Consider the following 26,472-nt stretch of genomic DNA (forward strand, 5'->3'; position numbering starts at 1 on the left):
TTTTAATTAGTTTAATTTTGATTTATGGGTAAGAAAATGTTTATCCTTATTGTTATTTTAATGAGCATTTCCTTAATAGGAATTATTGCTGTGCAACTGTATTGGATTAATAATGCAGTAGAAAGTAAAAAAGAACAATTTAAGAATGAAGTTCAAAAATCTTTAGGAAGTGTAGCTGAAAGAATTAATACTAAAGAAAAAGATCTTTTCGAAAAAAAATTAGAAGGAATTTTAAGTAAACAAATTCTTGCGAGCGAGGCTCAAATTAAGAGTTTATTTTTTCAAGAAATAGATACAGTAAACAAACAAAAACTATCATTTGGTTCTACCATTTTAGAAGAGAATTTTGAAATACCTGTAGATTTTTTAGATAATGACACCATTATTTACAAAAGAGTTACTGGTAAAAAAGATTTTTTTCAAACAAGATTAATAAAAGGCCCTGATAACTTATTTGCTAGTGTAGATGAAAAAAAATATTCATTTACCAAGCGATTAAGTAACATGGAGCAAAGTCAAATAGATGATTATTTTAAAGACTATAACAATATAAAACCTATTCATCAAAGAATTAGCAATAGAGAATTAAATGCAACAATAAAAGATGAATTAAGAAAAAGAAATATAGATTTAGATTTTAAATATGGAGTTTATGGTTCAGATGGTTTAGCTACAAAATTAAAGTCTGGTTATTATACAGTTAGTAAAGCAGATAGTTATCAATATCCATTGTTTTTTAATTATGATAATGATCCAGAATTCATATTGTATGTTACTTTTCCTAAGAAGAACAAGCATATTTTATCTGGTATTTCTAATATTTTATTACTATCTCTATTTTTCATATTCATTATAATAGTAGCTTTTTCAGGATCATTATATCAGTTAATAAAGCAGAAAAAAATATCAGAAATAAAAACAGATTTTATCAATAATATGACACATGAATTTAAAACGCCAATTGCAACTATTAATTTGGCATTAGATTCGATTAAAAATCCAAAAATCATTAGTGATAATGAAAAAGTGATGCGTTATGTAAAAATGATAAGAGATGAAAATAAAAGGATGCATACTCAAGTAGAAAATGTATTAAGAATATCTAGATTAGAAAAAAATCAATTAGAAATTAGTAAGGAAATTATAGATATTCACGACGTAATAGATGATGCAATCAATCATGTTAGTTTAATCATAAACGATAAAAAAGGGACAATTAAAACACATTTTCAAGCAATTACAACAGAATTGCCAGGTAACGATTTTCATCTTACAAACGTCTTAGTAAATATTTTAGAAAACAGTATAAAGTATTCAGAAGGTGCACCAATTATAGATGTGTATACAGAAAGTACAAATAAATTCTTCATCATAAAAATAAAAGATGAAGGTATAGGAATGAGCAAAAATGTACAAAAACATGTTTTTGATAAATTCTACAGAGAACAAAGAGGAAACATACATGATGTTAAAGGTCATGGTTTAGGTTTAGCTTACGTTAAAGAAATTGTAGACAAACATCATGGAACAGTTTTTGTAGAAAGTGAAAAAGGAAAAGGAAGCATATTTACAGTGAAATTACCTTTAATTTAAAACAATAAAAATGGGAAGTAAAAAGATTTTATTAGTTGAAGATGATCCAAATTTTGGAACCGTCTTAAAAGATTATTTAGCATTAAATGATTACAATGTTACACATGCCAAAGATGGTATAGAAGGCTTAATAATGTTTAAAAATAGCGATTATGATTTATGTATTTTAGATGTTATGATGCCACGTAAAGATGGTTTTTCTTTAGCACAAGATATTAGATCTACCAATAAAGATATTCCAATTATCTTTTTAACGGCTAAAACTTTAAAAGAAGATGTTTTAAAAGGTTATGCTGTTGGTGCAGACGATTATTTAAATAAGCCTTTTGACTCTGAAGTTTTATTACATAAAATAAAAGCAATCTTACAACGTAAAGAAAAAGATACAACTGCAGAATCAGAACAATTTGAATTTAATATTGGTTCTTTCTTCTTTAATTCTAAATTAAGACATCTTTCTAAAGGAGAAGAAGGTGAGCCAACAAAATTATCTCCAAAAGAAAGCAAATTATTAAGAATGTTAGCTATTCATAAGAATGATTTAATGCCTCGTGAATTGGCATTAACAAAAATTTGGAGAGATGATAATTACTTTACATCTAGAAGTATGGATGTATATATTGCAAAATTAAGAAAGTACCTAAAGTCTGATGAGAATGTAGAAATTTTAAACATTCATGGAGAAGGTTTTAGGCTAGTAGATAAAACTTAAAAAATAAACTTCCCCAAATAATAAACTCAACTTACTATTTAAGTTGAGTTTTTTTATCTTTATACTATGGCAGATTTTATTAAAATTTATAATGAAAACCCAAATGCTAAAGAAATTGCAAAAGTTGTAAAGGTCTTAAAAGCAGGTGGTTTAGTAATTTACCCAACAGATACAGTATATGGCTTGGGATGTGATATTATGAATTCTAAGGCACTAGAAAAAATTGCTAAGATTAAAGGAATAAAGATAGAAAAGGCAAAACTTTCTTTTATCTGTAATGATTTAAGTCATCTATCTGATTATGTTAAGCAGATAGATTCACCAACTTTTAAAATTTTGAAAAGAGCTTTACCTGGTCCATATACCTTTATATTACCTGGTAGTAATAATTTGCCAAAAATCTTTAAAAAGAAAAAAACAGTTGGTATAAGAATTCCAGATAATAATATAATTAGAACTTTAGTTAAAGAGTTGGGTAATCCAATAGTTTCTACTTCAATTAGAGATGATGATGATATTTTAGAATATACTACAGACCCTGAATTAATTTTTGAAAAATGGAATAACTTAGTTGATGTTGTTATAGATGGTGGTTATGGAGGTAATGAAGGCTCTACAATTGTAGATTTAACAGACTCTTACCCAGAAGTTATAAGAGAAGGAAAAGGAAGTTTAGATATTTTATAAGTCTATTTAAGTTGATGGTATTTCTTTCTGCCTAGTACAAAATATTGCCAAACAATACTCTTGTGGTTGTAATAATCAGTTTTCTTCTTTTTATTTTTTCTTTTCCTAAGAAATTTAAAAAACAAACTATAAAAACTTAAATGAGCCTTTAAAATAGCAAAAGTGTGTTTAGGTTTTAGTTCTAATAAAAACTTAATTCCAGCAAATCCATCTAAAATTAATCTTGATAGAATTAAAAAAATCAAATAACGATTAGGAACATTCTTTAAAATATTTAGCAAACTATTTCTAAAATTTAAAAAAGTCTTTTTTGGATTTAAATTACTTAAAGTTGCACCTCCAACATGATATACAATAGAATTAGGAATGTATTTTATTTTAAAACCAGCATTCTGAACTCGCCAACACAAATCAATTTCTTCTTGATGTGCAAAATAATCTTCATCAAAACCATTTAATTCTCTAAAAAGATCAGATTTTATAAAAAAGCAAGCACCAGAAGCCCAAAAAATATCACTAATTTTATTAAATTGATTTTTATCTTTTTCAATATCATTAAATATTCTTCCTCTACAATAAGGATATCCAAAAAAATCTAAGAAACCACCAGCTGCACCTGCATATTCAAACTTAGTTTTATCTTTAAAATCTAAAATTTTAGGTTGTAAAACACCTATATTTTCGTCATTTTTAAACTCATTTAAAATAGGATTTAACCAATTTTCTGTAACCTCAATATCAGAATTTATTAAGCAAAATATATCTGCATCTATATGTTTTAAAGCATCATTATACCCTTTTGCATAACCACCATTTATAGCATTTTTAATAATTTTTACAGAAGGAAAGTTTTCTGTAATAAAATCAATAGAATTATCTGTAGAATTGTTATCTGCAATATAAATTTCTGCTTGTTTTGCAGTAAATTCTACAACAGATGGTAAAAACTGTTCTAATAGTTTTTCTCCATTCCAATTTAATATGATAATTGCTGTTTTCAAGAGTACGAATTTACATTTTAAAAGTTAATTTAAAACAAAAGTATTTAGTTATAACTTGGTAAATCTTTTAAAAAAATATAAGTTTCATTTTCAAAATCCATTTTACAATAGAAATGATGTAATCCATTTGTAACTACTAAAAAATTAGCTTTTAATTTTAAGTTATATCTAGCAATTTGATCAAAAGTAGATTGATTTATAGTTACAGAAGGTGCTTTACATTCGACAATAATATCTGGTTCGCCTTTATTATTAAATACTAAAATATCACTTCGTTTTTGGATGTTATTTATTGATAATTGTTTTTCTATGGCAATTAAAGAAATTGGATATTTTTTTTCTTCAACTAAAAAATAAGAAAAATGCTGACGAACCCATTCTTCTGGTGTTAACACAATGTATTTTTTTCTGAATTTATCAAAAATAAGCGTCTTATTTTCTTTACTTTTGAGTTTAAAATTATACGTTGGTAGATTGAGTTTTTGCATCAATCAAAAATACTAAAATGAACGAAATTAATGCCATAGTTGCTGATATTAAAAAAGGAAACACCAAACCTATTTATTTTTTAATGGGAGAGGAGCCTTATTACATAGACCAGATCTCTGATTTTATAGAAGATAATGTTTTAGATGAAACAGAAAAAGGGTTTAATTTACAGGTAATGTATGGAAGAGATGTTGCAATTGATGATATAATTTCTGCTGCTAAAAGATATCCAATGATGTCAGAAAAGCAAGTGCTTATTGTTAAAGAGGCACAAGATTTAAGTAGAAGTATAGAAAAATTAGATTCTTATGCAGAAAATGTACAGCCTACAACAGTTTTAGTAATTAACTACAAATACAAAAAGTTAGATAAACGTAAAAAACTTTATAAAGCAATTGATAAAGTAGGAGTGTTGTTTGAAAGTAAAAAGTTATATGATAACCAAGTTGCAGATTGGATAAGAAGGGTTTTAAGTGGTAAAAATTATAAAATAGAACCTAAAGCAGCTCAAATGCTTGTAGAGTTTTTAGGTACAGATTTAAGTAAAATAGCAAATGAGCTTAAGAAACTTATGCTAATATTACCAAAAGAAACTATAATTACAGACCATCATATAGAAGAAAATATAGGAATTTCTAAAGACTTTAATAATTTTGAACTTTTAAAAGCAATTGGTAGTGTTAATGTTGTAAAAGCAAATCGAATTATTAATTATTTTGTAGAAAACCCAAAGAACAATCCAACAGTAATGACAATTTCTTTATTAAATAATTTTTTTACAAAATTATTACTTTTTCATGGTCTTCAAGATAAATCTAAAAGTTCTGTTTCTAAATCTTTAGGTGTAGGCTTTTATTTTGTAGATGATTATTTTTTAGCAGCTAAAAACTATTCCATGAGAAAAGTAGCCAAAGTAATTGGCTATTTAAGAGATGCAGATGTTAAAAGTAAAGGAGTAGGTGCAAGCCAAACTCAAGAAGATATTTTAAAAGAATTAATTTTTAAAATACTTCATTAACTTATTAATTAACAATATGTTTTGCCATATTCCAAAACATTTCTACAGCCTCTGATGGTTTTTCGTTATTTTCTGAGAAAAACTGAACACTTTTAATGAACTTTTCTACTTCCTCGTTATTATCATCAAATTCATGAAAAGCCATACTCCAACTTGGAAATATCCTTTCGTTTATATTCTCTTCAAAAATTAACGTTACTTCTCTATGCCTGCTATCTTTACTAATTATATTAAATAGATTTTCTACTTTATTTTTATCACCTTCAAGTAATTGCAAAAAAACATTATTATGATAGATTAAACATCCTGTAATGTCTTGTTTCTGATTTGCTATTCTTGCTGGTTCTAAAATATTTTTAATAAACTCAGGGGAAGCTACGAAATTTGAGATTGAGTAATATACTTTCTGTATTAAATTATTTTTAATCAAATTCTAGTTTTATATTAACATCAATATTTTTTTCTTCTTAGCTATTATTGTCTATAAATTTTATCATATAAATTTTGATATATTTTTTTAATTACGGCTCTTTTCATTTTCATAGTTGGTGTTAAATGTCCACCATCAATAGTCCATTCGTCTGGTGTGAGTTCAAAACGTTTTATTTGTTCCCATTTTCCAAAATGGCAGTTACATTCATCAACTTCTTTTTGAATAGCATCTATAACCTTTTGGTTTGATACTAGATCTTCATTAGAAGAAAAGTTAATTTCATTGTCTTTTGCCCAATCTCTTAAATATTCAAAGTTTGTTTGAATAATTGCAGCAGGCATTTTTTCTCCTTCACCAACAACCATAACTTGTTCTATAAAAAGAGATTGTTTTAATTGACCTTCTAATAATGGTGGTACAACATATTTACCACCAGAAGTTTTAAACATCTCTTTAGTTCTACCAGTAATTTTTAAGAAGCCATCTTTATCAAATTCACCTTTATCACCTGTACAGAAAAATCCATCTTTCATTACAGAGGCAGTTTTTTCAGGATCTTTATAATAGCCTTGCATTACATTTGGTCCTTTAACCATTAGCTCACCATCTTCACCAAACTTAACTTCTACATTTTCAATTACTTTACCAACAGTGCCAACTCTAAAATTACCATCATTTTGATCATTAACAGATATTACTGGTGATGTTTCTGTAAGACCATAACCTTCCATAATTGGCATTCCAGCTGCTGCAAAAATTCTTGTAAGTCTAGGTTGTAAAGCTGCACTACCAGATACCATTAATTTTAACTCACCACCTAAAGCAGCTTGCCATTTAGAAAATATAAGCTTACGAGCTATGCCAAGTTGTTTTTCGTACCACCAACCATTAGCTCCATAAGGTTCGTATTTTAAGCCTAAGTTTACAGCCCAAAAGAATAATTTCTTTTTTATACCAGATAAATCTTCTCCTTTTAAAATGATTTTATCATATATTTTTTCATACAAACGAGGTACAGCTGTCATCACCTCAGGTTTTATCTCTTGTGCATTTTCTGTAAGCTTTTCAATAGATTCTGCAAAATAAATATCTACACCACAATATTGATATAGATATAAAATCATTCTTTCAAAAATATGACAAACTGGTAAAAAACTTAACGCTTTAGAATTACCATAATCTAATGGAACTCTTTTTTTAGAAGAAATAACATTACTAACAATATTATTATGAGAAAGCATAACTCCTTTTGGTCTCCCAGTAGTTCCAGAAGTATAAATAATCGTGGCTAAATCAGATGATTTAATAGCATCTTTTCTAGCTTCTACCTCTTTTTGATTTTCATCACTTTTACCAAGTTCTAAAATTTCTGTATAGTTTTTCTCTCCCTTTATTTCATCGAATGTAAAAACACCCTTTAATTTGGTATTACCTTTAATTTGATTTAATTTTTCGATAATGGTTATATCAGAAACAATACAGTAAGAAGATTCTGAATGATTTAAAATATATTCATAATCTTCTTTAGAAATTGTTGGGTAAATAGGTACAGTTTGTGCACCAGTTTGTAAAACACCAATATCACAAATATTCCATTCAGTTCTATTTGTTGTTGAAATTATGGCTATTTTTTCATTTGGTTGTACCCCTAATTTTAGTAAGCCTCTACTTAATTGATTGGTTTTATCTATATATTCTTGAGTAGAAATGGTTTCCCATTTTCCATTGTATTTAGTAGAGAAAGCTCTCTTTAAATTATATGTTTCTAATTGGTAATAAGGAAAATCAAATAACCTTGTAATTTCGATTGGCATACATTCTATTTTATATAATGCAAAATAGTAAAAAACCCTTGATTTCACAAATACTCATTTAAAGTACTTTTATATTACGAATTGTATATTTTATCGTATAAATTATTGTATTTTTCTTTTATTGCTTTTCTTTTCATTTTCATTGTTGGCGTTAGTAAGCCATCTTCTATAGTCCATTCTTCAGGAGTAATTTCAAACTTTTTGATTTGTTCCCATTTTCCGAAATTTTGGTTATAAAAACTCACTTCTTTTTCAATTCTTTTGATGACTCTTTCATCTGTACTAAAATCTTTTACTACATATCCTTTAATTTTAGCCCAGTCTTTTAAAAATTCAAAGTTTGGTTGAATTAAAGCTGCAGGCATTTTTTGTCCTTCACCAATAACCATTACTTGTTCAATAAAACGTGATTGTTTTAAATCGCTTTCTAATGCTGCTGGTGCAATGTATTTTCCTCCAGATGTTTTAAAAATTTCTTTTTTTCTATCTGTAATAAATAAAAAACCATCTTTATCTAACTCACCAATATCACCTGTATGTAAATAGTTATTAATTATTGTTTTTTTGGTAAGCTCTTCATTTTTATAATATCCCATCATTACATTATCACCTTTCATTAAGATTTCACCATCTTCTGCAATTTTTACTTCTATACCCTCTAAAGGTTTACCTACAGAACCAATTTTTAAACCATTATTTCTGATATCATTAAGTGTTCCACCAGGAGAAGACTCTGTCATTCCATAACCTTCAAATATATCTATACCTGCTGCTGTAAAAACTCTAATTAATTTTGGTTGAAGAGGAGCACTACCAGAAACCATAAATTTTAAATGACCACCTAAAGCTTCTTGCCATTTAGAAAAAATGAGTTTACGTGCTATATTAAGTTTTATATCATAAAGTTTACCATTTTTGTGATAAGCTTCATATTTCTCTCCTAATTCTAAAGCCCAGAAAAATAATCCTTTTTTTACACCAGATAATTGATTTGCTTTATCTACAATTTTGTCAAATATCTTTTCTAATAGCCTAGGAACAACAGCTAAATAATTTGGTTTTACTTCTCTAATATTATCTCCAATTTTTTCTATACTTTCTGCAAAATATATTTCGAATCCTTTATATAAATTATAATAAGAAGCTGTTCTTTCAAAAATGTGAGATATTGGTAAATAGCTAATTATTCTGTTTTTATTACCCTCTAAGTTTAATCTTTTTGCTGTTTTAAAAACTGTAAATACTATATTTTTATGAGAAAGCATAACACCTTTTGGAGTACCAGTTGTTCCAGATGTATATATTATTGTTGCTAAATCTTCTGGCTTTACTTCATTTTTTCTTTTATCAATTTCTTTACTATTGTCTTTATTGTCTCCAATTTTTAAGAATGAGCTCCATTTAAAATCTGTATCGTTTTCTTCTAAAAAAATACACCTAATAGTTTCGTTTGACTTTGAACAGATTTTACTTTTTGAAACAAATCTATATCAGAAACAAAACAATATTTAGCATCTGAATGATGTAAAATATATGCATAATCTTTTGCAGATAATGTAGCATATAGAGGAACATTTTGAGCACCTATTTGCAATACACCTATATCTAAAATATGCCAGTTTGGATTATTGTTTGTAGAAATAACAGCAATTTTATCATTTGGGTTTAACCCTAATTCTATTAATGAGCTACTAACTCTATTAGAATCTTTAATAAATTGTTGAGTAGAGATAGATTTCCAAACGTTACCTTCTTTATAATTAAGACATTTTTCTTGAGCGTAATTTTCTAATTGATAATTAGCAAAATCAAATATTCTTGAGATAGTATTAGACATAAGTAATTTATTTGTCTACAATTTACAAATTTTGATCATAAAAAAAAGGATGACTTAAAGTCACCCTTTTTTATTTAAATAATTCTTTATTTAATTTTTACTTGAAAGTAAATATTTATTAAAACTCTTACCATTTATTTTAGTGTACTTTGAGTCAACATCATAACCTACTTTCATTTTTGTGATATCAAATTCACCAGAAACGTTCATATATTTAATATTTAAATCTTCTTGAAAATCTGTGTTTCTAAAAGAAACTCCATCATTAAATTGAGTGTATTTAAATATTGCTGAATCTTCAAAAACTGAATTTGCAAAACTTACATTATTTCTAAATTTAGAATATTTAAATGTTGCTACTTCTACAAATTTAGTGTTAGCAAAACTAATATCTCTATCAAATTTTGCATATTTAAATGTACTATCATCATTAAAAGTAGATCCAGAAAAGTCTGAATCTCTTTCAAAACGAGAGTACTTAAACATAGCTTTTCTTTCGAAATTACAGTTCTTAAAAATTACAATATCTTCAAAACTTGCAGTAAAAGTATATCCTGAATCTTCATCTGGGATGTAGGCTAAAACGTCATCTTCAAATGTACAGTTTTCAAAAGACACACCTACCTCTATTAGTTTTTTAATTTCATTAGTATTGTTGTTACCCCACCAACTATTTTTTCTCTTCTTTGGTAGTTTTTGCATTGCTTCATCCATATAAGTAAAATCTAATATACCCACAATTTTTGCATTTTTATAAGTAATAGATTTTCCTGCTTTAATATCATTTAAAATATCTGAAGCATTTACTGTTTTTTGAGCTAAAAAAACTGTGGTAGTTAAAAAGCAAATTATTAAAGTAATTTTTAGTTTCATGTTATATTATTTTTAATTCTTTTATTTAAAGACAAAAAGAAACTTCTAATGTGACACTTTTGCAAAAAAAAGAGTTGGTTTTAAAAACCAACTCTTCATATATCAATTATAGTTTCCCCCAAAACTATTTGATAACTTACTCGTAAATTTAAAATTATTTGAAATTATATTTTTGTAAATTTTCGTATTTTTTATTTTTTGAAAGCTTCTTTCATTATAGAAAAGTCTTCTGTAAAATAATCTTTAGGTAATTTAGAAGTGAAAGACTTAAAGTCTCTAGAAAAGTGAGACTCATCGTAATAATTATACATATAAATTAAATCTTTAAAGTCTATTGTATTGTTTTCGTATTTTTTCATAAGATTTAAGAATCTTTGAATTCGGATATATTTAGAAGGTGTTAATCCAACCATTTTTTTAAAATTATTTTCTAATGTTTTTTGGCTAAAAGGAACTTTTTTTAGTAGATCGTTTACACTTAATAATCCTTCTTCTTCTTTTATCATTTCTAGTGTTTCGTCTACAATTTCTATTTTTTTATTGTTTGTCAATTTTAACGTTAAGAATAATTCTTCTAATTTAGAAAAGAGTAGATTTTTATCTTCTTTATAGGTTAAAAATATCTTTTCAAGATTGGTTGATAATTGTTCATTTAAAATTTTAAAAGAGCTATTTTTATTAGTAAATGTCGACAAATCTGCATTTGTTATTTTGTGTAGAGTTGTTGGTTTAAAGTTTACACCTATAGAGAAGCCTGGTTCGTCTACAATAAAATCATAAGATTTAGTGAACTGACCATTAATAACTAAATTTTCTAATTTGGTTTCAACATTATTATTTAATGTTTTTTGCCCTTTTCCAAAAATATATGTTAAACCAGAAACCCCATAAGGTATCATAGTTGTTTTTAAAGGTGTTTTTTCTTTAGTGTAAGAAATGTGATAAAATTCTTCTACTAAATGAGAAGTTTCTTTTACATCAAAATATGTAAGATTCATTCAATCAATTTTGTCGAAATTAAATAAATTTCGTTTTAATCGATTAATCTAAAAGTAAAAGACCAAAAAGCTTAGATGAATAACACTTTTCTTTAGATGAGCTTAATTCTCAATCCATTTTCTAGCATTTACAAAAGCCTCTAACCATGGTGTTACTTCGTCTTTCCTACCTTTTGGATAGTTAGCCCAGTTCCATTGAAAAGTAGAACGTTCTATATGTGGCATTGTTACTAAATGACGACCTGTTTTATCACACATCATAGCAGTATTATAATCAGAGCCATTAGGATTATTTGGATAACCTTCATAGCCATATTTAGCAACAATATGATAGTTGTCTTCTGCCTCTGGTAAATTAAATTTACCTTCTCCATGAGAAATCCAAACCCCCAATTCTGTGCCTGCTAAAGTAGATAACATAACAGAATTATTTTCCTGAATTTTTACAGATGTAAAAGAACTTTCGTGTTTATTAGAATTGTTATGATGCATTTTTCCATGAACTTTATGTTCTGGATTTATCAACTCTAATTCCATAAAAAGTTGACAACCATTACAAATACCTACAGATAAAGTATCTTCTCTTTCAAAAAACTTTTTTAAAGCAGCATTAGCCTTTTCATTGTATTTAAATGCGCCTGCCCATCCTTTTGCAGAACCTAAAACATCTGAGTTAGAAAATCCACCAACAGCACCTATAAATTGTATATCTTCTAAAGTTTCACGACCAGATATTAAATCTGTCATATGTACATCTTTCACATCAAAACCAGCCAAATACATTGCGTTTGCCATTTCACGCTCTGAGTTAGAACCTTTTTCTCTAATAATTGCTGCCTTAGGTCTTACAGTATTTTTTGAAGGTAATTTACCAGTAAAATGTGCTGGGAATTTATAAGTTAAAGGCTGATTTTTATAATTATCAAATCTTTCTTTAGCTAAATTATTAGCAGTTTGTTTATTGTCTAATAAATAAGAAGTTTTATACCATACATCCCTAACTTCAGTAACATTAAAATTAAAATCTTCTTTATTATTTTTAATAGTTACTTTTCCAGAATTATTGGCAGTTCCGATTTTATGGAACGTAATATTATTTTCTGTAAGTGTATTTTCTACAGAACTATCTGCTTGAAAAACAATACCTGAATTTTCAGCAAAAAGTACTTTTATAGAATCACTTTCATTTAAAGAAGAGATATCAAAATCTGCTCCTAAATTAACATCAGCAAAACACATTTCTAATAAAGTAGTAATTAATCCTCCAGAAGCAACATCATGACCTGCAGTAATTTTGTCATCTTTAATTAATTGCTGAATGGTATTAAAAACAGTTTTTACATAGGATGAATTTTTTACATCTGGAGCTTCATTACCAATTGTATTTAGTATTTGATTAAAAGAACTACCTCCTAATTTAAATTCGTCTTGAGAAATATTAATATAGTAGATGTTACCTCCATCAATTTGTAAAACAGGTTCTACAACTTTATTGATATCATTACAATTAGCAGCAGCAGAAATAATAACTGTACCAGGAGAAATTACATCACCATCAGGATATTTTTGCTTCATAGATAAAGAATCTTTTCCTGTAGGAACGTTAATGCCTAAATCAACAGCAAATTCTGAAACAGCTTTTACTGCTTTGTATAAACGAGCATCTTCACCTTCATTTTTACAAGGCCACATCCAGTTGGCAGAAAGTGATACAGAAGCTAAATTGTCTTTTAAAGGAGCCCAAATAATATTCGTTAAGGCTTCAGTAATCGAGTTTCTACTACCAGCTTCTGGATGAATTAATCCTGAAATAGGAGAGTGCCCAATTGAAGTAGCAATACCTTCTTTTCCATTATAATCTAAAGCCATTACACCTACATTATTTAATGGTAATTGTAAAGAACCAACACATTGTTGTTTAGCCACTTTACCACCTACACATCTATCAACTTTATTTGTAAGCCAATCTTTACAAGCTACAGCTTCTAATTGTAAAACTTGTTCTAAGTAGATTTGTAAATTTTTACTTTTATAACGTGGGTTTTTGTATTTTCTTTCAACAGTTTTATCTGTCATAATGGTTTTTGGTGAAGAACCAAACATATCTTCCATAGCTAAATCCATTGGTTTTGCACCATTGGTTTTAGATTCAAAAGTAAAACGATCATCACCAGTAACATCACCAACAGTATACATTGGAGAACGCTCACGTTCTGCAATTTTTTGTAAAGTTTCTGTATGCTTTTCAGCGATAACTAATCCCATTCTTTCTTGAGATTCGTTACCAATAATCTCTTTAGCTGATAGAGTAGGATCACCAACAGGTAATTTGTCTAAATCTATCTTACCACCTGTATCTTCAACTAATTCTGACAAACAATTTAAATGGCCACCTGCACCATGATCGTGAATAGAAACAATAAAATTCTCATCACTTTCTACCATTCCACGAACTGCATTTGCAGCACGTTTTTGCATTTCTGGGTTAGAACGTTGTACAGCATTTAATTCTATTCCTGAAGAAAATTCTCCAGTATCTGCAGACGATACAGCAGCACCACCCATTCCAATTCTGTAGTTTTCACCACCAAGAATTACAATTTTATCACCTTCTTTAGGTGTGTCTTTTATGGCTTGTTCTGCTTTTCCATAACCAATTCCTCCAGCTTGCATAATAACTTTGTCAAAACCAAGTTTTCTTGCTTTTGCATTGCTTGAAGCTGGATTTTCTTCGTGCTCAAAAGTTAACACAGAACCACTAATTAAAGGTTGCCCAAATTTATTTCCAAAATCTGATGCACCATTTGAAGCTTTGATTAAAATATCCATTGGAGTTTGATACAACCATTTTCTTGCTTCGAATTTTTGCTCCCAAGGTCTATTTTCTTCTAATCTTGAATAAGAAGTCATATACACTGCAGTTCCAGCTAATGGTAAAGATCCTTTACCACCTGCAAGTCTATCTCTAATCTCTCCTCCAGAACCTGTTGCAGCTCCATTAAATGGTTCTACAGTTGTTGGGAAGTTATGTGTTTCTGCTTTTAATGAAATTACTGATTCGAAATCTTTAGTTTCATAAAAGTCTGGCTTGTCAGCTGTTTTTGGAGCAAATTGTTCCACTTTTGGACCTTTTATAAAAGCTACATTGTCTTTATAGGCAGAAACAATATCATTAGGATTTTGTTTAGAGGTTTCTTTTATCATTTTAAATAAAGAAGTAGGTTGCTCTTCTCCATCAATAATAAAAGTTCCATTAAAAATTTTATGACGACAGTGTTCTGAGTTCACTTGACTAAATCCAAATACTTCTGAGTCTGTTAATTTTCGTCCTATTTTTTTGGTTACACCTTCAAGATATGTAACTTCTTCATCACTTAAAGAAAGCCCTTCATTAATATTGTATGCAGCAATATCATCAATTTCTAAAATAGATTCTGGTGTAATATCAATAGTAAATGAATCTTGATTTAATCCATTGAATTTTTCAGAAATCATTGGATCAAAATCTGTAAAATTTTCTGATACAGCAATAAATTCCTCAATTCTAATAATGTCAGAAATTCCCATATTTTGAGTTATTTCAACCGCATTTGTACTCCAAGGAGTTATCATTGCTGCTCTTGGTCCAATAAAAAAAGCGTCTAAAGACGCTGCATTTATTTTTGGCTGATTACCAAATAACCAAGTTAATTTTGAAATAGTATCTTTTGAAAATTCTTTTGTTGCTTGAACTGCAAATACTTTGCTGTTTTGGTTTCCGAAGAAATGAATCATTTTAGAATTGATTAAATTTAAAATGCAAATTTAGTTCTTTTCTTTAAAAATAGTTGGGTTTATACCAATGAAAAAAGATAGTTATACACTATCTTTTTAACATTGATTAATTCTAATTATAGATTTATAATACTTTAATGAGTTAATGTTGTTTTAAAAATTAATATTTAAATCAAACTATTACAAATCTTTAAGGTCTAAAAACAGAATTCAATAATAATCAACCAATATTATGAAAAGTAAACTACCAAACTTTGTAGCCATTTTAGGGCTAGTATTTGTTCTTATTAGTGGTACAATAGATTTAGATAACTTGTTTGATTACGCAAATCAAAGTATCCCTAACTACATTAATAAAGACAATACACCTTCTAATAATGCCATAGATAATAAAATAGCAACTTTAGGAAGAGTTTTATTTTATGATAAAAAATTATCTGCAAATAATACCATTGCATGTGCAAGTTGTCATAAACAAGAAAAAGCTTTTGGAGATGATGCCACTCAGAGTATTGGTCTTTCAGGAGGTTTAACAGGTAGACATTCTATGCGATTAATTAATTCTAGATTTTCTGATGAAGAGAAATTCTTTTGGGATGAAAGAGCCACATCTTTAGAAAATCAAACTACTCAACCAATTCAAGATCATGTAGAAATGGGTTTTAGTGGAACAAATGGAGATGGAGATATTTATGATTTAATTACAAAAATATCAGCAATTGACTATTATCAACAATTGTTCGACTTTGCGTTTGGAGAAACTACCATTACTGAAGAAAAAATACAATTAGCTTTATCTCAGTTCATAAGAAGTATTCAATCTTTTGATTCTAAATATGATATGGGAAGAGCACAAGTTAATAATCCTAATGTTGATTTTCCGAATTTTACAGCTCAAGAAAATTTAGGAAAACGTTTGTTTATAAATCCACCAAATTTAAATGGTGCTGGTTGTACAGGATGTCATAGAGGAGATGAATTTGATATTGATCCAAACTCTAGAAATAATGGAATTATAGGTGTTGCAGGAAGTATAACTGATACAGATTTAACTAATTTTAGAGCACCTACTTTAAGAGATTTAGTAAATCCTAATGGAAATTTGAATGGGCCTATGATGCATGATGGAAGTTTAACAACTCTATTAGATGTCATAAATCATTACAATGCCATACCAAATTCATCTTTAAATGTACAATTAGATAATAGACTAAGACCAGGAGGAAATCCACAACAATTAAATTTAACTAATGATGAAAAATTAGCTTTAGAAGCATTTTTAAAAACCTTAACAGGGGTAGATGTTTATACTAATGAAAAATGGTCTAATCCTTTTGATAGTAATGGTAATATTACTTTAACAGGTAGCTCTTTATCTACCCAAGAGATTAGTTTTGGTAAGCATATTTCTATTTACCCAAACCCAGTTAGAGATAATTTATTTGTTAATATTGAAGATGGTAATTACGAAGTTTATATTTACAATTACTTGGGTAAACAAATTGTAAATGAGAAATTAACTACTTTAAAATCTTTATATCTAAATGACCTACAAAAAGGGGTGTATTTAATAAATATTATTGATTTGGAGACGAAAAAAACGTATCGTAAAAAATTTATAAAAGAGTAATTTTGCATAGCATAAAAAAGACTGCTAATTGGCCGTCTTTTTTATGATTAAATTTTATCTAATTATAATTTTCTTGGTAATACTACTAGTTGTATTTTCTATTTTTAGCAAATAGACACCACTTTTTAAATCTTTAATTCGTATTCTATTTTTTATAAAATTAATGTTTTTTTCTTCATAAATTTTAGAACCAATTACAGAGTATAATGTAATTTTTGAAATACTTAATTCATTAGGAATGGTAATTGTAATACTATTTGTTGATGAAGGATTTGGATAGACTTTTATATTTTTTAAACTAACAATATTATCTGTAGATAAAACAGTACCCCAAACTTGATTTACGTATTCTGGATGATCTATAAAAGGATTTCTATTTCCTTGAAATTTATAAGCTTCATTATTTCTAACAATTTCTCTTTGACTTACTGGATCTTGAGTATGCCATTTGTATAAAAGTTTAATATACCAATCATCGTAAACTTGATTGTTAGTACCATTTAAAGGATTACTCGTTGATGAGTTAGGTGAATCCCAAGTAGCATCTGTAACTTCATTTTCATAACGTGTTGCAAAATAAAAAAGCATTCTTGCTATATCACCTTTAAATTCATCTATTGGTTCAAAAACTATTCCTGTAAATGAATCAAAAGTGTTTGAACCAACTTTAGAACCATTTTGAGAAGTATGACTTGGATTTGAGACTTCACCAAAAGGGTAATTACTTCTTCTGCCATTTACAGAACCATCTGTAGGAACAACATGATGAATATCAGTTCTCATAGGAGTCTGGCTATTAAAAAATCCTTGAGGAAAAATATGTTCTCTATTATAACAATCATTTTCAGAATTGTAATTTCCACATTGTCTAGAGCCATGTGTATAATTATAAGGATCTAATCCATTTGGGTTTTCTGAGTACATATCTAAAACAGTATTATCATTTTCATAAAAAATATCTGTATCAGATGTTTGATAGGCTGTATAAAGAGCACCATATCCTTGATCTATATGACCATTTGATATAATGTTTTTTAGTTGAGTTTTAAGAGTATATCCTGAACCAGTAGCACTAGAATAATAACCAGAAGGAATTTGTGAAAAACCAATAGAAAAAATAAAAAAACTAAGAAGAAAAGCTAATTTTTTAACCATTATTTTTTGATGAATTTTGTAGAATATAATTTATTATTAATTTCAAATTTAAGAATGTAAATGCCTTTAGATAATTGTTTAGTGTTTATTTCTTTAATATTTTCTTTTTGATGAATTAAACACTTACCTAAAATAGTAAATACTTGAACATTATAAACCTTTTGATTAGTGGTGTTTTTAATTTTTAAATAATCGTCTGCAGGATTTGGATAAAAACTTACACCACTAATATTAAAATTATTTGTAGAGAGCACAATAGCACTGTGTTTTCCAAAATCATCAGCATTGTCTTTGTCTATGACACCATTAACTCTAACAATTTCCCATTCGTTATCTAAATCAAAATTTACATTTGGTGAAGAAACTCCACTTTTTCTTCTTAATGTTCTGTCTTTACCAAAGTTTGCAGAACCACCATTATAAGTACCTATAATGTCAATAAGTATTCCGTTTTTGAATAGTCCAACTGGGTCATTTCCATTAAAATTAATGGGAGCTCCAAAGTTTGTGTCTCCATCATGAACTCTAATTGTATCTGCAATAGAAATTAAAAAATCTCCTGCATCTCTTGCTTTCTGGGATTTAGAATCAGTATGCTCACCAGCTGCTTCGTTTACTATCACAAATGTATGTTGAGATTTTATGGTTTTTCCTGCCAAAGACATTTCCCATTCCCAGTCTGCACCATTTAAACCTCCATTACTTTGCCTTTTTAAACTATATGAGCTTAAATCGATATCTGAGTTTGTTAAGTTTACAATTTCTACAGCTTTATTATTTGATGAACCTTCTAAATATTCTGAGAAAAATAATTCTGTTGCTGTAGCAGAACCATTAGTGGTTGTTCCATTAACAGGACTTGAAAGCGCAGATTTGTTACCAACTTCGTCAACAGCTAATACTTGTACTTTATAAGTTGTAGAGGGTGCTAAACCGTTTGCTGTAAACATTTCGTTATTACTAGATCCATATAAAACATCATCTACATAAATTTCATAAATACCAACTTTAGTGTTGTCTGTAGAAGCATCCCAAGAAATAATAAAAGTAGATTCAGTTTCATTACTAATTACCAAGTTTTGAGGTATAGTTGGTGGTTCTTCGTCTTTTAAAGTTTTTGTGTCTAAAGGTGTACTTAGTTGAGAAGCATTATTTGCAATATCTTTGGCTAAAACAGCAAATGAGTAATTAGAATCTGGTAATAAATTTGAAATAGTTATAAAAGTAGTAGAGGTTGCAACTTCTAAATTACCATTTACATAAATATCATAACTAGTAACACCCACATTATCTGTTGATGCAGTCCAAGATAAATCTATAGAGAAAGTAGTTATGTTAGATGCTTGTAAATTTGTTGGTACAGTTGGTGCTTCAGTATCTGAATTAGTGTAAATTCCCCAAATATCTTCAGCTTCTGGGCCTCCCCAAATTCTGGTAGCTAATCTTGGGTTATCTATAAAGGGATTTCTATTTCCTTGTGCATTTTGGTTTGATAAATTTTCGTGATAATCATTTCGTTGTTTTTCGATTTCAGAAACAGGGTCTTCAGCATTCCATTGTAAAAACAAGTCTATCATATCATCAGGTGTATTAGAATTATCTCCAATACCTATGTTAGAAATTAAACATCTATCATCATATCTAACATACATGTACATCATCATTCTAGCAACATCACCTTTCCATTCGTCTCCTGGATACCAACCTCCATTACTCTGAGCACCAGAGAAACCTGAGCCAGCAGTAAATTTTCTATTATTTCTAGATGAGTTTCTTTGTGTATCTGCAGGTCTTAAATGATGAGCATCTGAACCTGGGCCTTCGTCTGATAGAGGAGGAGTACCTAAAGATTGGGAGTAAACATGCTCTCTATTCCAATCACCAACATTACCACTATTGTTATTAATACCTCTAGTTCTATCATTAGTTACATCTGCATCTGTACCATTTTCCCAACCATAAATTAAAACTACCTCTTGATTGTTATTAGGATTTACATCTGTTGCTTTAGAAGCATCCCAAATTTGATCGTAAAATAAAAATCTTGTGTGAGTACTTATAATTTTAGTTGCTAATTCTTCCTTTAAGGTTGTTCCAGTAAGGTTTAAATTGACATCGTTATAATAAGTCTGTTGACTAAAGATTGTTACTGATGATATCAGTAAAATAAAAAGTGTAATTTTTTTAATCATAAATTGTTTATGTTTTAAACAATTTCTTTTTCAGCAATTAAAGAGAGTTATTTTTTTTCCAGTAATGCCATATAAAAACCGTCAAAACCAGAAATATGAGCAAAAACATTTTTCTCTTTTACAAAAGTAAACTCTTTTCCTGATTCTGATGTTAAGAATTTATCAACTTGTTTTCTATTTTCAGAAGGAAGAATAGAACATGTAGCATAAACCATTTTACCTCCAGATTTTACCATTTTAGAATAACTTTGTAAAACTTCTTGCTGTACTTTTTTAATGTTCTCTATAAATTCTGGTTGTAATTTCCATTTAGAATCTGGATTTCTACGAATAACACCTAAACCAGAACATGGAGCATCAATTAAAACTCTATCTGCTTTATTGTACAATTTTTTAATAGGTTTTGTAGAATCTATTACTCGCATATCAATATTATGCGCTTTATTTCTTCTAGCTCTAACTTTTAATTTTTTTAATTTACTTTCATAAATATCCATAGCAATTATTTGCCCCTTATTTTCCATTAAAGAAGCTAAATGTAAGGTTTTACCACCTGCACCAGCACAAGTATCTACTACTTTCATACCTGGTTCTACTTCTAAAAATGCTGCCACTAATTGAGAAGAAGCATCTTGCACTTCAAAAAAACCATTATGAAAAGCTTCTGTTTTAAAAACGTTAGCTCTTTCTGTTAATCTTAAAGCATCTGGGTGATTAGGAATAAACTCAGTAATTACATTTTCTGTGCGTAATTTTTTTTGTAACATTTCTCTAGAAATGTTTAATGTATTTGTTCTTAAAATTACATCTGCTTGTTGATTTTGTGCAGCTATTTCTTTACTCCAAAGTGCTTCACCTAATTCAGAAACACCAAGCTCATCCATCCAATCAGGAACAGACTCTCTATATTTTCTAATTTTAGATAATTCATCAAAACGACCTTTAATTCTACGAACAGGTACATCACCAATTTGATTCCAATCTGGTAAAGCAATACCTCTTAAAATACACCAAACTGAAAATATTCTCCAAATATCATCTCTTTTATAAGGTGTTTTTACTTCTGCTATTTCAGCATATAATCTGTTCCAACGTACAATTTCATAAATTGTTTCAGCCACAAATTTTCGGTCTCTTGCTCCCCAACGTTTATCTCTTTTTAAAGCTTTTTCTACTGCTTTATCTGCATAAACACCTTCATTAAAGATATCTCTAATACTATCTATAACTGCAAAAGTTAAATTTCTATGTAATCTCATTTTTTAATTGATAATAGTCTGCAAAGGTACATTAAATTAAAGGGTTTTTGTATTTTCGTTATTCATATATTTTACAATTTGAATTTAGATTACCCAATAACATATATTAAAGGTATAAGTGTACAAAGGGCTACTTTATTGTACACAGAATTGGATATAAAAAATTGTAATGATTTATTAAATTTTTTTCCTTTTAGATATATAGATAAAACTCAATTTTATCAAATAAAAGAATTACAACCTAATTCTTCTGAGGTGCAAATAGTAGGCAAAATAACTCATATTAAGTCTGTTGCACAGAAAAAAGGAAGTCGTTTAGTAGCTACTTTTCAAGATGCTTCTGGAAGTATGGAATTGGTTTGGTTTAAAGGGCAAAAATGGATAAAAGATGCTCTAAAAATTAATACACCTTATGTAGTTTATGGTAAATTAAATCATTACAATGGTTCTTTTAGTATTCCTCATCCAGAAATGGAACTAGTTTCTGAATACAAGAAAAAATTACAAAGTAAAATGCAGCCTGTTTATCCATCAACAGAAAAGTTATCAAATTCTGGAGTTTCTAATAAGTTGATGAGAGGTTACATTCAGAATTTATTACAACAAGTTTATGATTCTATTGAAGAGAGTTTATCTCAAGAAATTATAGATGATTTTAAACTAATACGTAAAAGAGAGGCATTATTAAATGTGCATTTTCCAAAAAGTCAAGAAGCTTTAGCAAAAGCTCAATTTCGTTTAAAGTTTGAAGAACTCTTTTTTATTCAATTACAATTAGTAAGAAAAAAACTAATCAATAAAACAAAAATTAAAGGATTTGTTTTTGATAATGTTGGAGAGCATTTTAATCATTTTTATAAAAATCAATTACCTTTTGAGCTTACAAATGCTCAAAAAAGGGTTTTAAAAGAAATTCGAAAAGACGTTGGTTCTGGTGCTCAAATGAATAGACTTTTACAAGGAGATGTTGGTTCAGGAAAAACTATAGTTGCTTTATTGTCTATGCTTTTAGCAATAGACAATGGATATCAAGCCGCAATTATGGCACCCACAGAAATATTGGCAAATCAGCATTATGTAGCTGTTTCAGAATTGTTAAAAGGGATGAATATTTCTGTTGATATTTTAACAGGTTCTGTAAAAACAAAAAAACGTAGAGAAATTCATACTAATTTAGAGGATGGAAGTTTACATATTTTAGTAGGCACACATGCATTGTTAGAAGATAAAGTACAATTTAAAAATTTAGGCATTGCAATTATTGATGAACAGCATAGATTTGGTGTAAAGCAAAGAGCAAAGCTTTGGCAAAAAGGAGGCCCACCTCAGTCCTCCCAAAGGGAGGAAGCTCAAATTATTCGTAAAAAATATATGACTGCTCGTCCTTCAGTTTATAAATTGATGAAAGAATTACAAAAAAGCAAAAAACAACAATCTACTGAAGCTGAACAAATTTTATGGGAGCAATTAAGAGCTAAAAAATTAGAACATAAATTTAGAAGACAACATGTAATCGATGAATTTATTGTAGATTTTGTTTGTTTATCCAAAAAACTCATCATAGAAGTTGATGGGAAATATCATTTTTCAAATGATCAAAAAGAAGCTGATGAATTAAGAACTAAAATATTAAATGAATTAGGTTTTAAAGTAACTCGATTTACTAACGAAGAAGTAATTGGAAATATAGAAAAAGTAGTAAACAAAATTTTTCAAGAGTTAAAAAGCCTTCCCTTAGGGGAGGTTGGAGGGGCTTCTCCACCACACATCTTAGTAATGACAGCCACTCCAATTCCGAGAACATTGGCAATGTCTGTTTATGGTGATTTAGATATTTCTGTAATAGACGAATTACCACCAGGAAGAAAAGAAGTGAAAACTGTACATCGTTTTGATAGTAATAGATTGTCTGTATTTAAGTTTCTGAAAGATGAGATTGCAAAAGGCAGACAAGTATATATTGTGTATCCATTAATTCAAGAATCTGAAGCTATGGATTATAAAGACTTGATGGATGGTTATGAAAGTATTTCTCGTGAATTTCCATCACCAAAATATCAAATAAGTATTGTGCATGGTAAAATGAAACCTGCAGATAAAGATTTTGAAATGCAGCGCTTTGTAAAAGGTGAAACTCAAATTATGGTAGCAACCACTGTAATTGAAGTTGGTGTAAATGTACCTAATGCAAGTGTTATGATTATTGAAAGTGCTGAACGTTTTGGATTAAGTCAATTGCATCAATTGCGAGGTAGAGTAGGTAGAGGATCAGATCAAAGTTATTGTATTTTATTAACGAGTTTTAAATTATCTGATGATGCAAAAACAAGATTAAAAACTATGGTAGATACTGCAGATGGTTTTAAAATTGCTGAAGTAGATTTAAAATTACGTGGTCCAGGAAATATTATGGGTACACAACAAAGTGGCGTATTAAATCTTAAAATAGCTGATGTTGTAAAAGATTCAAAAGTTTTAGTTTCTGCAAGAAATACAGCAATTTCATTATTACAAGAAGATCCTAATTTGTCTAAAAAAGAAAATTTACCTATAAGAAATACTTTTTCTAAAATGAGTAAATCTTCTAAAATTTGGGGAAATATAAGCTAATAAAAAACCCCACATTAAGTGAGGTTTTTTTTATTAATTATTCCAGGCTTTTTTGTTTTTTGCCTTTCCACCATATTCTTGTTTTTCTTTTTTTCTAGTTAAAGAAACTTTTTCACTATAATTTTTTCTTTGCCAAGGTTTGTAGTTTTTAAAATCTTTACTTCTTAATTTTAATTTTTCAGGATTTCCAATAACAAGTAAAGTATTCGATTTATTTAATTTCCAAACTTTTTGATTTTTTACTTCCTTACTTTTTGGCTGTTCTTTTGATTGAGCTATTAAAGATGTTGTTAAAAAAATAAAAAATACTAAAACTAAATTTTTCATTGGTTTTATTTTAAAAATTATCATTAATGCAAAAATAATTAATTTAAATATATTATTGTTATAATTAGTTAAATTAATTATGAATATGATAATATTTAGAATATCTAAAAAATAAAAAAACCTCACTTTTGTGAGGTTTTTTTTGTATTAAATACTTAATTATCTTGTAGTTTCTTTTTTAACTTCAGCTTTATCAGCAATAATTCTAGTTTCTTTATTTGCAATTTCCCAAGCTGTATGAAAAACTAATTTTGCTCTGTTTTCTAGTAATTCATAATTAATTTTATCTGGAGTATCAGTTGGTTGATGATAGTCTACATGAGTCCCATTAAAATAAAAAATGATTGGCACATTATTTTTTGCGAAGTTGTAATGATCAGATCTGTAGTAAAAACGGTTTGGATCATTTTCATCATTATATTTATAATCTAAATTAATATTCATATATTTTTTATTGATATTTTCTGATAAAGTATGTAGCTCTGTACTTAACTTATCTGAACCAATTAAATACACATAATTTGGATCTTCTTTGTGTCTAGCATCAATTCTTCCAATCATGTCAATATTTAAATTACAAACTGTATTAGCTAGTGGAAAAGTTGGGTTTTGTGTGTAATATTTAGAACCTAATAAACCTTTTTCTTCTCCAGTTACATGTAAAAATAAAATTGACCTTTTTGGACCTTTACCTGCATCTGCTGCCATTTTAAAAGCTTCAGCAATTTCTAAAAGTGCTACTGTTCCAGATCCATCATCATCTGCACCATTATAAATTTCACCATTATTAACACCTACATGATCTAAGTGAGCTGAAATAACAATAATTTCTTCTGGTTTTTCTGAACCTTCTATAAAAGCTAGCACATTTTCTGATGCTTTTAATTTTCCACGACGCGAATTATTAGCTAACCATTCTTCTGGTACTTCTTGGAAATAATCATTATTACCCATAGGCGATTTTATACCTTGAGCTATATAAAAGTCTTTTAAGTATTCAACTGCTTTCTTTTGACCAGGTTCACCTGTATTTCTTCCTTCGAAATCATCTGAAGCATAAGTAAATAAATGTGCTCCAAGGTCTTTTGCAGTTATTGTTGAAGCATATTTTACTGCTTGGTCTATATTTTCGTCTATTGCATTTTTGCTAGAACCACAAGCTATAAAGCTTAAAACACTTGCGAATAATACTATTTTTTTCATGTATTAAATTTGTATTAATTTTATTGTTAAAGTATCAAAAGTAACAAAAAGAAAGAGTCTAATCAAAATTACTTTGTGTTAACAATAAACTGTTGTACTTCTTTATTAAAATAAATAATTTTAGAGGAGAATAAATCATCAAAAGCTCCTTCTTCTATAAGTTTCGAAGGTTTTCCTTTTACAATATTTTTGTCTTTAAAAAGTATAATTTCATCTGCTAATTGAATAGAAAGATTAACTTGATGAGAAGACATTATTATAGTTTTACCAGTTTTATGAACTAAATCTTTTAAAAGCTGAATAATTTTTATGGTATTATGTAAGTCTAAATGAGCAGTAGGTTCATCTAATATAATAATAGGAGTATCTTGAGCCAAAGCTCTAGCTATAAGTACATGTTGTAACTGCCCATCACTTAATTCGTAAAATCTTTTATGTTTTAAATGTTGAATCCCTGTTTGATCTATAGCCCAATTTATTTTTTCAATATCTTCTTTAGTAAGTGAATCTATCCAATTTGTATAAGGTTGTCTGCCTGTAGCAATTAATTCAAAAACAGTGAGTTGACTTTCTGGTAGTCTTTCTGTTAATACCATACTAACTAATTTAGCAAACTCAATATTTTCATAATTTTGTATTTGTTGTTTTTTAATAAAAACAGCTCCAGAAAGTGGTTTTTGTACATTAGCAATTGTTCGTAAAAATGTTGATTTTCCAATTCCATTTTTACCTAAAACAGTTATAAGTTTTCCTTTTTCTAAAGATAAATTAATAGCAGATGCAACAACAATATTTTGTTTTTTTTGTTGATAACCAATACTTAATTTTTCGGTTTTTAAAATGATATTATCTGCTTTATTACTCAAA

General features: G+C 28.1%; 21 protein-coding genes. 6 read left to right on the top strand and 15 right to left on the bottom strand.

From position 1 onward, the window contains the following. Positions 1 to 24 precede the first annotated feature (24 nt). The 3 genes from ACFOWD_RS09340 (at position 25) to ACFOWD_RS09350 (ending at position 2,992) form a co-directional block, all read left to right on the top strand. Entirely contained in the window at positions 25 to 1,593 is a 1,569-nt protein-coding gene (locus tag ACFOWD_RS09340; protein WP_298993547.1) for a sensor histidine kinase, read from the top strand. 10 nt (positions 1,594 to 1,603) lie between these two features. Then, entirely contained in the window at positions 1,604 to 2,305 is a 702-nt protein-coding gene (locus ACFOWD_RS09345) for a response regulator transcription factor (protein WP_298993545.1), read from the top strand. Between the two features lie 66 nt (positions 2,306 to 2,371). After that, on the top strand, positions 2,372 to 2,992 hold the full coding sequence (locus ACFOWD_RS09350; protein WP_298993543.1) for an L-threonylcarbamoyladenylate synthase: 621 nt from the start codon (positions 2,372 to 2,374) through the stop codon (positions 2,990 to 2,992). Positions 2,993 to 2,994: 2 nt separating this feature from the next. On the opposite strand, the gene ACFOWD_RS09355 is transcribed toward ACFOWD_RS09350, so the two are convergent. Together ACFOWD_RS09355 and ACFOWD_RS09360 are read right to left on the bottom strand one after the other, a co-directional pair. Continuing rightward, complete coding sequence (locus ACFOWD_RS09355; protein ID WP_377410024.1) at positions 2,995 to 3,993, bottom strand: glycosyltransferase family 2 protein; 999 nt, start codon at positions 3,991 to 3,993, stop codon at positions 2,995 to 2,997. Between the two features lie 44 nt (positions 3,994 to 4,037). Continuing rightward, a complete protein-coding gene (locus ACFOWD_RS09360) occupies positions 4,038 to 4,481 on the bottom strand; it encodes a type I restriction enzyme HsdR N-terminal domain-containing protein (RefSeq protein WP_298993540.1) in 444 nt (147 codons plus the stop codon). A 17-nt stretch (positions 4,482 to 4,498) separates the two neighbouring features. On the opposite strand from ACFOWD_RS09360, the gene holA reads away from it, so the two are divergent. Then, on the top strand, positions 4,499 to 5,500 hold the full coding sequence (gene holA / locus ACFOWD_RS09365; RefSeq protein ID WP_377410025.1) for a DNA polymerase III subunit delta: 1,002 nt from the start codon (positions 4,499 to 4,501) through the stop codon (positions 5,498 to 5,500). 4 nt (positions 5,501 to 5,504) lie between these two features. Here the strand turns inward: holA and ACFOWD_RS09370 are convergent, their stop codons facing one another. The 7 genes from ACFOWD_RS09370 to purL all read right to left on the bottom strand — a co-directional run bounded on the left by ACFOWD_RS09370 (position 5,505) and on the right by purL (position 15,229). Then, a complete protein-coding gene (locus tag ACFOWD_RS09370) occupies positions 5,505 to 5,930 on the bottom strand; it encodes a BLUF domain-containing protein (protein ID WP_377410027.1) in 426 nt (141 codons plus the stop codon). A gap of 44 nt (positions 5,931 to 5,974) precedes the next feature. Then, positions 5,975 to 7,747, bottom strand: coding sequence for an AMP-dependent synthetase/ligase (locus ACFOWD_RS09375; protein WP_377410029.1), 1,773 nt, complete (start codon positions 7,745 to 7,747; stop codon positions 5,975 to 5,977). Between the two features lie 74 nt (positions 7,748 to 7,821). Further along, positions 7,822 to 9,213 (bottom strand): AMP-dependent synthetase/ligase, encoded by a 1,392-nt coding sequence (locus ACFOWD_RS09380; protein WP_377410985.1) that lies wholly within the window; start codon positions 9,211 to 9,213, stop codon positions 7,822 to 7,824. Next, positions 9,171 to 9,584 (bottom strand): AMP-binding protein, encoded by a 414-nt coding sequence (locus ACFOWD_RS09385; RefSeq protein ID WP_377410031.1) that lies wholly within the window; start codon positions 9,582 to 9,584, stop codon positions 9,171 to 9,173. The genes ACFOWD_RS09380 and ACFOWD_RS09385 overlap by 43 nt, the downstream gene beginning before the upstream one ends. A 90-nt stretch (positions 9,585 to 9,674) precedes the next feature. Next, positions 9,675 to 10,457 (bottom strand): pentapeptide repeat-containing protein, encoded by a 783-nt coding sequence (locus ACFOWD_RS09390; RefSeq protein ID WP_298993532.1) that lies wholly within the window; start codon positions 10,455 to 10,457, stop codon positions 9,675 to 9,677. A gap of 191 nt (positions 10,458 to 10,648) precedes the next feature. Beyond that, positions 10,649 to 11,455, bottom strand: a complete 807-nt coding sequence (locus ACFOWD_RS09395; protein WP_377410033.1) for a helix-turn-helix domain-containing protein — start codon at positions 11,453 to 11,455, stop codon at positions 10,649 to 10,651. A gap of 102 nt (positions 11,456 to 11,557) precedes the next feature. Continuing rightward, complete coding sequence (gene purL / locus ACFOWD_RS09400; RefSeq protein WP_377410035.1) at positions 11,558 to 15,229, bottom strand: phosphoribosylformylglycinamidine synthase; 3,672 nt, start codon at positions 15,227 to 15,229, stop codon at positions 11,558 to 11,560. A gap of 232 nt (positions 15,230 to 15,461) precedes the next feature. Between purL and ACFOWD_RS09405 the strand changes: the two genes are divergently transcribed. Then, positions 15,462 to 16,859 carry a cytochrome c peroxidase gene (locus tag ACFOWD_RS09405; RefSeq protein WP_377410037.1) on the top strand — a complete coding sequence of 466 codons (1,398 nt, stop codon included), beginning with the start codon at positions 15,462 to 15,464 and terminating at the stop codon, positions 16,857 to 16,859. Between the two features lie 54 nt (positions 16,860 to 16,913). Here the strand turns inward: ACFOWD_RS09405 and ACFOWD_RS09410 are convergent, their stop codons facing one another. From ACFOWD_RS09410 to ACFOWD_RS09420, 3 genes are read right to left on the bottom strand one after another with little or no spacing between them, the layout of a single operon-like run. Continuing rightward, the gene (locus ACFOWD_RS09410) at positions 16,914 to 18,014 is read right to left on the bottom strand and encodes an HNH endonuclease signature motif containing protein (protein WP_377410039.1); all 1,101 of its coding nucleotides are present in this window, start codon (positions 18,012 to 18,014) and stop codon (positions 16,914 to 16,916) included. Next, positions 18,014 to 20,206, bottom strand: coding sequence for an endonuclease (locus ACFOWD_RS09415; RefSeq protein ID WP_377410041.1), 2,193 nt, complete (start codon positions 20,204 to 20,206; stop codon positions 18,014 to 18,016). The genes ACFOWD_RS09410 and ACFOWD_RS09415 overlap by 1 nt, the downstream gene beginning before the upstream one ends. A 47-nt stretch (positions 20,207 to 20,253) precedes the next feature. Beyond that, positions 20,254 to 21,465, bottom strand: a complete 1,212-nt coding sequence (locus ACFOWD_RS09420; RefSeq protein WP_377410043.1) for an RsmB/NOP family class I SAM-dependent RNA methyltransferase — start codon at positions 21,463 to 21,465, stop codon at positions 20,254 to 20,256. A gap of 78 nt (positions 21,466 to 21,543) precedes the next feature. Here ACFOWD_RS09420 and ACFOWD_RS09425 point away from each other — a divergent pair, with 78 nt between their 5' ends. Next, a complete protein-coding gene (locus ACFOWD_RS09425; RefSeq protein ID WP_377410045.1) occupies positions 21,544 to 24,075 on the top strand; it encodes a DUF559 domain-containing protein in 2,532 nt (843 codons plus the stop codon). A 33-nt stretch (positions 24,076 to 24,108) separates the two neighbouring features. Here ACFOWD_RS09425 and ACFOWD_RS09430 read toward each other — a convergent pair whose 3' ends face one another. The 3 genes from ACFOWD_RS09430 to ACFOWD_RS09440 form a co-directional block, all read right to left on the bottom strand. Further along, complete coding sequence (locus tag ACFOWD_RS09430; protein WP_298993516.1) at positions 24,109 to 24,402, bottom strand: hypothetical protein; 294 nt, start codon at positions 24,400 to 24,402, stop codon at positions 24,109 to 24,111. 159 nt (positions 24,403 to 24,561) lie between these two features. Beyond that, a complete protein-coding gene (locus ACFOWD_RS09435; protein WP_377410047.1) occupies positions 24,562 to 25,605 on the bottom strand; it encodes a M28 family metallopeptidase in 1,044 nt (347 codons plus the stop codon). Between the two features lie 68 nt (positions 25,606 to 25,673). Then, the gene (locus ACFOWD_RS09440) at positions 25,674 to 26,471 is read right to left on the bottom strand and encodes an ABC transporter ATP-binding protein (RefSeq protein WP_377410049.1); all 798 of its coding nucleotides are present in this window, start codon (positions 26,469 to 26,471) and stop codon (positions 25,674 to 25,676) included. Position 26,472: the final 1 nt, after the last annotated feature.

The sequence above is a fragment of the Polaribacter marinivivus genome (assembly GCF_042651285.1).
In the GTDB taxonomy this organism is placed as follows: Bacteria; Bacteroidota; Bacteroidia; order Flavobacteriales; family Flavobacteriaceae; genus Polaribacter; species Polaribacter marinivivus.

Excerpts from the sequence above, each read along its gene's own strand:
- ACFOWD_RS09340 (WP_298993547.1), top strand. The coding sequence starts at position 25 with ATGGGTAAGAAAATGTTTATCCTTATTGTTATTTTAATGAGCATTTCC.
- ACFOWD_RS09345 (WP_298993545.1), top strand. The coding sequence starts at position 1,604 with ATGGGAAGTAAAAAGATTTTATTAGTTGAAGATGATCCAAATTTTGGA.
- ACFOWD_RS09350 (WP_298993543.1), top strand. The coding sequence starts at position 2,372 with ATGGCAGATTTTATTAAAATTTATAATGAAAACCCAAATGCTAAAGAA.
- ACFOWD_RS09360 (WP_298993540.1), bottom strand. The coding sequence starts at position 4,481 with ATGCAAAAACTCAATCTACCAACGTATAATTTTAAACTCAAAAGTAAA.
- holA (WP_377410025.1), top strand. The coding sequence starts at position 4,499 with ATGAACGAAATTAATGCCATAGTTGCTGATATTAAAAAAGGAAACACC.
- ACFOWD_RS09375 (WP_377410029.1), bottom strand. The coding sequence starts at position 7,747 with ATGCCAATCGAAATTACAAGGTTATTTGATTTTCCTTATTACCAATTA.
- ACFOWD_RS09385 (WP_377410031.1), bottom strand. The coding sequence starts at position 9,584 with ATGTCTAATACTATCTCAAGAATATTTGATTTTGCTAATTATCAATTA.
- ACFOWD_RS09390 (WP_298993532.1), bottom strand. The coding sequence starts at position 10,457 with ATGAAACTAAAAATTACTTTAATAATTTGCTTTTTAACTACCACAGTT.
- ACFOWD_RS09395 (WP_377410033.1), bottom strand. The coding sequence starts at position 11,455 with ATGAATCTTACATATTTTGATGTAAAAGAAACTTCTCATTTAGTAGAA.
- purL (WP_377410035.1), bottom strand. The coding sequence starts at position 15,229 with ATGATTCATTTCTTCGGAAACCAAAACAGCAAAGTATTTGCAGTTCAA.
- ACFOWD_RS09405 (WP_377410037.1), top strand. The coding sequence starts at position 15,462 with ATGAAAAGTAAACTACCAAACTTTGTAGCCATTTTAGGGCTAGTATTT.
- ACFOWD_RS09410 (WP_377410039.1), bottom strand. The coding sequence starts at position 18,014 with ATGGTTAAAAAATTAGCTTTTCTTCTTAGTTTTTTTATTTTTTCTATT.
- ACFOWD_RS09415 (WP_377410041.1), bottom strand. The coding sequence starts at position 20,206 with ATGATTAAAAAAATTACACTTTTTATTTTACTGATATCATCAGTAACA.
- ACFOWD_RS09420 (WP_377410043.1), bottom strand. The coding sequence starts at position 21,465 with ATGAGATTACATAGAAATTTAACTTTTGCAGTTATAGATAGTATTAGA.
- ACFOWD_RS09430 (WP_298993516.1), bottom strand. The coding sequence starts at position 24,402 with ATGAAAAATTTAGTTTTAGTATTTTTTATTTTTTTAACAACATCTTTA.
- ACFOWD_RS09435 (WP_377410047.1), bottom strand. The coding sequence starts at position 25,605 with ATGAAAAAAATAGTATTATTCGCAAGTGTTTTAAGCTTTATAGCTTGT.